The organism is Chloroflexus sp. (genome assembly GCF_034435895.1).
GTDB lineage: Bacteria > Chloroflexota > Chloroflexia > Chloroflexales > Chloroflexaceae > Chloroflexus.
This window is the reverse complement of the sequence record NZ_DAOTWH010000065.1, coordinates 1-6,830: the sequence shown is the minus strand read 5'-3', so window position 1 is coordinate 6,830 and position 6,830 is coordinate 1. Positions and strand designations below refer to the sequence as shown.

At 59.5% G+C, this 6,830-nt stretch carries 6 protein-coding genes; 5 read left to right on the top strand and 1 reads right to left on the bottom strand.

The window, feature by feature from the left end:
- On the bottom strand, positions 1-1,584 hold a 1,584-nt coding region (locus U9R81_RS04110; protein WP_322494251.1), incomplete at its 3' end, for a serine/threonine-protein kinase.
- 150 nt (positions 1,585-1,734) lie between these two features.
- Between U9R81_RS04110 and U9R81_RS04105 the strand changes: the two genes are divergently transcribed.
- From U9R81_RS04105 to U9R81_RS04085, 5 genes are all read left to right on the top strand, one after another.
- Complete coding sequence (locus tag U9R81_RS04105; RefSeq protein ID WP_322494250.1) at positions 1,735-2,400, top strand: winged helix-turn-helix domain-containing protein; 666 nt, start codon at positions 1,735-1,737, stop codon at positions 2,398-2,400.
- 16 nt (positions 2,401-2,416) lie between these two features.
- Positions 2,417-3,724 carry a 3-phosphoshikimate 1-carboxyvinyltransferase gene (aroA, locus tag U9R81_RS04100; protein ID WP_322494249.1) on the top strand — a complete coding sequence of 436 codons (1,308 nt, stop codon included), beginning with the start codon at positions 2,417-2,419 and terminating at the stop codon, positions 3,722-3,724.
- On the top strand, positions 3,721-4,302 hold the full coding sequence (locus tag U9R81_RS04095) for a hypothetical protein (protein ID WP_322494248.1): 582 nt from the start codon (positions 3,721-3,723) through the stop codon (positions 4,300-4,302). Before aroA ends, U9R81_RS04095 begins: the two co-directional genes overlap by 4 nt.
- A gap of 21 nt (positions 4,303-4,323) precedes the next feature.
- Entirely contained in the window at positions 4,324-5,307 is a 984-nt protein-coding gene (gene galE, locus U9R81_RS04090; protein WP_322494247.1) for a UDP-glucose 4-epimerase GalE, read from the top strand.
- A partial coding sequence (locus tag U9R81_RS04085) for a serine/threonine-protein kinase (protein WP_322494246.1) occupies positions 5,297-6,830 on the top strand: 1,534 nt, incomplete at its 3' end. The genes galE and U9R81_RS04085, both read left to right, overlap by 11 nt.

The following is a 6,830-nucleotide window of genomic DNA, read 5'->3' as shown; positions in this document are numbered from 1 at the left end:
CGTGCCCGTTACGATTGGCGATCCAGTGGGAGTTGCCGTTAACGTTGGTGTCTCGGTTGGTGTCGGCGCCGTTGCAGTGGGCGATGGTGTTACCGTCGCAGTGGGCGATGATGTCGCCGTCGGTATTGGTGGCGGCGGCGGTGGCGGCGGTGGCGGCGCGGTTGGCGACGGCGGAACCGGTGATGGGGTGTCGGTGGGTAGCGGTGTTTCGGTTGGCGTGGCCGTCGGCACGGTCGTAAACGTTGCCGTAGCCGTTGGCAGGGGGGCGGCCAAGGTTGGCGACGAGCCGGATGGAACCGCTGGCGTCGGTGTGGGTGCAGCGTTGTCGCTGAAACTACGCGCCACCAACACGATTAACGCGATGACGACCACCAGCAAAATACCACCGATAATGAAAAACGGCAGTTGATCGGAACGATCGCTGGCTACCGCAATATTCCCGTGCCCGGGCGGATGGGCCGGTGTATTCCGCCGGGCCGGGGGTTGCGCAGGCAGCGCTGGTGGCGCAACTGGTGGAGGTTGGTTGTTTGGCGCGCTAGCTGGTGCTGCCGGACGGTTCGGGATAGCGCTGGCCAGCAGCGCCGCTGGCCGGTTGGAGCTTGCCGGTGGATATGAACTCGGCGCTGGTCGTGGCGCTGGCGGATCAGCAGTGGCCCGTGGTGGAGCTGTAAAGGCTGGTATCGTCGGCTCAACTTGATCGAGGGCCGGCGGCGCAACGAGCGCGGCCAGATCGGTAGCCGTGGCGGGAACAATCCCGTTCCGATCAGCAATATCGCGGAGCGCCGCGATAAAGGCTGCCCCGGTTTGAAAGCGGCGTTCAGGGCGTTTGGCCAGCGCGCGGGTTAGCACTAAATCAAGATCGGTTGGTAGATCGGGGGCGATGGACGAGATCGGCGGCGGCGGTTGTTGGGCGTGGGCAACGATCAATTGCGGCGTTGGCCCGCTAAACGGCACCCGTCCGGCAATAATCTCGTAAGCCACTACGGCCAGCGAATAGAGATCGCTGCGCCCGTCAACCCGGCGGGCCTCGGCCTGTTCGGGCGAAATGTATTCCGGCGTTCCCATAAAGACGCCGGTGCGGGTCAGCCGTTGATCATCGGCTTCGGGGGTTTGGACAATGCCGAAATCGGTCAACACCACCCGGCCATTGCGATCAACCATAATGTTATGCGGTTTGATATCGCGATGGACAGCGCCAGCCTGATGGGCATAATCGAGGGCAGCGGCAATTGGTTCGAGCAGCGCAATCGCATAGCCAAGCCCAAGTACAACATGCCGTTCGAGAATGGTGTGCAAGGGCAAGCCGTCGATATACTCCATCGCGATGTAGTGCAGCCCCTGATCCTCACCGATGTCGTAGACCGTCACGATATTCGGATGGCGCAGATTAGCGGCGGTGCGCGCTTCACGCTCGAACCGCTTAATGAACTCTGCGTCCATGCTTAGTTGCGCAGCCAGCACTTTGAGGGCAACGATGCGCTGAAGTTGGGTGTCACGCGCCCGATACACGCGCGCCATCCCGCCACGGCCAAGCTCTTCGATCAACTCGTATCGGCCGATGCGCCGCCCGCCAACACTGCTCACCTGTGTCTCCGATCAGCCATCAGTGCGATGCTGTGAACACAACGCCTGCCAAAGGCGAATATGCCATGGTATAATCAGCAAGGTCAAAGCGATTGTACCACATCGCATCTGCGCATTCAAAAGCATATTGTAGCTGGAGGCTGGTGAACGATGCAATCCGCTCCCGCCCCGCAATTGATTGTCAAACGTAGTAATGGTGACTATCGGGAAATCGTGTGGGATCGACCGGTTATTACTGTTGGCCGCGATAGCGCGAATGATATTATTATCGATCATCCGCTCGCTTCCCGGCGCCATGCGCGCTTTGAACAGACGGAAGAAGGGTTTTTTATTCGCGATCTTGAAAGTACGAACGGCACGTTCCTTAATCAAGAGCGCTTGATCGGCACGCGCAGTCTGCATCACTCCGATCAAATTTTGATTGCCGATACCGTTATTATCTTTAACGACCCCGCTGCAACGATGAAAGGGACGCTTGACCCGGCGCTGTTGCGGGCAGTGCGGGCCGAGATCCGGGTTGATGAACCAACCAAGTCGGTGTACATTCGCGGTGAGTTGCTCACGCCGCCGCTGACGGTGAAAGAGTTTCAATTGTTGGCCTTGCTCTACCGCCGGCAGGGTGAGGTAGTGAGTAAGGAAGAGATCGCCAATCAGGTGTGGGATTACGCTATCTTTGATTACAATGCGATTGATGCGCTGGTCTACCGGTTGCGCCAGCGGATCGAGCCCGATCCGTCGCGACCACGGTATTTGGTGACACAGCGCGGGTTTGGGTACAAGCTGATTGTGGCCCCCGACGCTGAGCCGGCGGGCTAGAGCGGATGATGCGGCAATGACAGGGATAACGTTAACTGCGCCGGGCCGGTTGCGCGGTGTGGTTCAGGTGCCGGGTGATAAATCGATTTCACATCGCGCGGTGTTGTTTAACGCTATCGCGACCGGCAGCGCGCACATTACTAATTTTTTGCCCGGCGCTGATTGCCTTTCCACGGTGGCTTGCGTGCGTGGGTTGGGGGTAACGGTTGAACAGCTCGGTGAGCGCGAGCTGGTGGTGCATGGCGCCGGTTTGGGCGGCTTCCGCGAGCCGGCTGATGTGCTCGATTGCGGCAACTCTGGCACCACCTTGCGCTTGCTGGCCGGGTTGCTGGCCGGCCAACCATTCTTTAGCGTGTTGACCGGTGATGCCTCGTTGCGTTCGCGTCCGCAACGCCGGATTGTTGTGCCATTGCGGGCAATGGGGGCTCAGATTGATGGCCGCGCCGAGGGTGATCGAGCGCCGTTGGCGATCCGCGGCGGCGCGCTGCGCGGCGGCCAGTACGAGTTGCCGATCGCGTCGGCCCAAGTGAAATCGGCCCTCTTGCTGGCAGCGTTGAACGCCGATAGTCCCATCACCCTGACCGGCCGGATCGACTCACGCGACCACACCGAGCGTATGTTAGCGGCGATGGGGCTTGATATTACCGTCACTACCGAACAGATTACGTTGCGCCCGCCACCCGCAGCCACGGCTCCAGCGGCGCTCTCGCTGCGCGTGCCCGGCGATCCTTCCTCAGCCGCTTTTTGGTGGGTGGCGGCGGCGATCCATCCTGATGCCGAATTGGTTACTCCCGGTGTGTGCCTCAATCCGACCCGCACCGGCGCGCTCGATGTGTTGCGCGCGATGGGAGCGGCGATAGAGGTTGTCAACGAGCGGTTGGAAGGGAGCGAACCGGTTGGCGATGTGGTGGTGCGTTCGTCAACCCTGCGCGGCGCCACTATCGCCGGTGAATTGATCCCGCGCTTAATCGACGAAATCCCGATCTTGGCAGTAGCTGCGGCCTGCGCCGATGGTGAGACGGTCATCCGCGATGCGCATGAATTGCGCGCCAAAGAGACCGACCGCATCGCGACGGTCGTAGCTGGCTTGAGCGCGATGGGTGCGCTGGTCGAACCAACTGCCGATGGGATGGTCATTACTGGCCGGCCCGGCCAACTGCACGGCACAACTCTTGATAGCTATCACGACCACCGGCTGGCAATGGCATGGGCGATTGCGGCGCTGGTGGCGCGAGGCGAAACCACCATCTTAGAACCGGCAGCCGCCGCAGTAAGCTATCCCGGCTTCTGGCAGGCGCTCGCTGCGGTGCTGGAGACAGTATGAGCGATGGCTTCACCTATACGGTCGAGATCTTCACACCAACGTTGCTTTACACCGGCAGTTATACGCTGCCCTTGTACCGCAAGGTGAGTGATGCTCTCAACAACCGGATGAGCCGGTTTATCAATCTGCACGATGTGAGTATTGCCCCCCTTTGGCGCCCACAGCATGCGCAGCGTGTGCCGCAAGCCTTAGTGGCATGGGGCGATGCGCTGCTCGTGGCAGTGTTAGCTGAGCCTGAACCGCCGCCGGATTATCGCATTTCAGCGCCGCCGCGGGCTACGCAGCCGGTGATGTTTTTTGCCAGCGAGTTTGCAGTGCGGGCCGAGATGTATCGCCGGCCAGACGTTGAATTGGAAGAGATGTTGACGGAGTTGGCCGATGATTTCATTCCGCTCCGCAATGTGACGATCTTCCCGATCAATGGCGGTGCGCCGTTGCATCGCTCGTTTGTCTGTTTGGCGCAGCGCGCGATCCAAGCGCTCTACAGCGTGCGTAGTCCAGCTCATTATGAACCCACGCCGGAAACGCCGGCGACTGCGGTTGAACCTGCTTCCGATGGAACCACGCCCGAAGCTTGATAGACGAGGGAGATGATCACGATGAAGCTATTGGTTACTGGCGGCGCCGGTTACATCGGGAGCATTACTAGCGCCGAGTTGGTGCGGGCCGGGCACGAGGTGATTGTCGTTGATAACCTCTATCAAGGGCATCGCGCTGCTGTGCCGCCAGAGGCGATATTTATTGAGGCTGATTTAGCCGATCGTAACGCGCTGCGCGAGCTGTTCGCCGCTTATCCCGGCATTGACGGCATTATGCACTTCGCCTCGTACACGCTGGTTGGCGAGAGCATGGAACAACCAATGCTCTATCTGCGTGATAATCTCGTCAATGCTGCCAATCTGCTCGAAGCCGCTATTGCCGCCGGCGTGCGTCGGTTTATCCTCTCGTCCACCGCGAATCTGTTTGACCAACCCGAACGCATTCCCATCGCCGAACACGAACGGATCGTCCCCGGTTCGCCCTACGGTGAGTCAAAATTTTTTATCGAGCGGATGTTGCATTGGATGCACCGGATCTATGGGATGCGCTACGCTTGTCTGCGCTACTTTAACGCTTGCGGCGATACGCCCGACCGCGGCGAAGATCACGACCCGGAAACGCATTTGATCCCGATCGTGTTGCAAGTGGCGTTGGGCCAACGCCCGCACGTCACGATCTTTGGCGACGATTACCCGACCCGCGATGGCACCTGCGTGCGCGACTACATCCACGTGCTTGATCTGGCCAGCGCTCACATTCTGGCGATGGAGTCGCTCGACCGCTTGGGTGAACGTCGTTACAACCTTGGCAATGGCCAAGGCTTTACTGTGCGGGAAGTGATCGAGACAGCACGCAAAGTGACCGGCCATCCGATCCCGGCAGTGGTGGGGCCGCGCCGGCCCGGTGATCCGGCCGTGCTGGTCGCCTCTTCCGAAACGATCCGCGCCGAGTTGGGCTGGCAGCCGCACTACCCTGATCTTGAGTCAATTATTGCCTCGGCTTGGGAATGGCATCGCACCCATCCACACGGCTATGACGACTAACATCTCTTCGTCACCCAGCCTGCCGCGCATCTTCGGCCAATACGAGATTGAACAGCGGATTGGACGCGGTGAGTCAAGCCGCGTCTTTCTCGCTCATCATCGCTATATCCGTGAGCATAAAGTTGCGCTGAAGGTATTGCTGAGCCAAGAAGCGGCGCGGATTCAACGCTTTGAACAGGAGGCGAGCATTGCCGCTCGCCTCCGTCATCCCCATATTTCACGCTTGATCGACTACGGTGTGCAAAATCCGTTTCACTACGCGGTGTTTGAATATATCCACGGCAGCTCATTGCGTGATCTGCCCAAGTTGTCATCACCAACGAAAGCAAACACGCTGTCCAAGGGCTCCTACTTGCCATTGCCGCCTGAACTGGCGTTGCGCTATTTTCAGCAGATCGCGGCTGCCCTTGATTATGCCCATAGCCTTGATATTGTCCATCGTGATTTGGCGCCGGGCAATATCTTGATCGATCCGGTTGCCGAGAAGGCGTACTTGATCGACTTTGGAATTGCCCGCGATCCTGACCAATCGTTGACCTCGACCGGTATGATTATGGGCACACCCGGTTTTATCGCGCCCGAGTGTATGCGCGAGGCGCAAAAAGCGACCCATTTGTCCGATATCTTCAGTTTGGGTGTGGTGCTGTTTTATATGCTGACCGGCGAGGAGCCATGGGTTGAAAAGCCAAAACCGGGCGATAGCTGGCTGGAGTTGCCACGGGTTCGTTCATTAGCTGAAGCGGGGCAGAAGCTACCGGAAGACGTGGATTGGATTATTCGCACCCTGTTGGCGTGGGAACCGCACCATCGCTATGCGAGCGCCAGCGCTGCGGCTGCCGATCTCGAAGCGGTACTTGCTCCCTATGTGTCGCAAACACAGGTTGTTACGCTGGAGTCGGCCGATATTGCGCAACCGGTGAGCCAACCCAAACAGTTCACCCTCATCGAACCCAACGAGGTTGAGCGCGCGTTGACCGGTGCCATGTTTCACGAACCGATCGAGCGCGCCCAGCAGCGCGCGCGTATGCTCAATGCCAATCATATCAGCCAGTTGCTTGACCAATGGTCTCAAGAGCGTCCGCTCCGGCTGCCGCTGCTTGGCCGGTTAGCCCGCTTGCACAATGTCCGGCACTATAACGTCTTCTTTTTCCATCTGCAATTACTGATCGAACAGCGCCGTGACGCCGGGATGGAGGAAGAACCTGATACGCAACAGAAAGAATTACCGCCCTATCGTGAAGTGGAGCGCTGGCAGATCGAGTTGCCGCCGCCCAAGGAGTTTCAGGAACAGATGGGTAGCCGGTTGGTGGTGCCCGGTTCCGAACAAGTGGTCAATTGTCCGGCGTGTAAAGGGCAAGGCGTGATCATGTGCTCGATGTGCAAGGGCACGCGGCGCGTGACAGTGACAGAACAGTCCGAATCAATAGCCGCCGGACAGCCAGCCGGCTCACCAGCCAGCCCTGCCGGACAGCCAGCCGGCTCACCAGCCGGCTCACCAGCCAGCCCTGCCGGACAGCCAGCCG

Coding starts and splice junctions, on each gene's coding strand:
- aroA (WP_322494249.1), top strand. CDS start 2,417: ATGACAGGGATAACGTTAACTGCGCCGGGCCGGTTGCGCGGTGTGGTT.
- U9R81_RS04095 (WP_322494248.1), top strand. CDS start 3,721: ATGAGCGATGGCTTCACCTATACGGTCGAGATCTTCACACCAACGTTG.
- U9R81_RS04105 (WP_322494250.1), top strand. CDS start 1,735: ATGCAATCCGCTCCCGCCCCGCAATTGATTGTCAAACGTAGTAATGGT.
- galE (WP_322494247.1), top strand. CDS start 4,324: ATGAAGCTATTGGTTACTGGCGGCGCCGGTTACATCGGGAGCATTACT.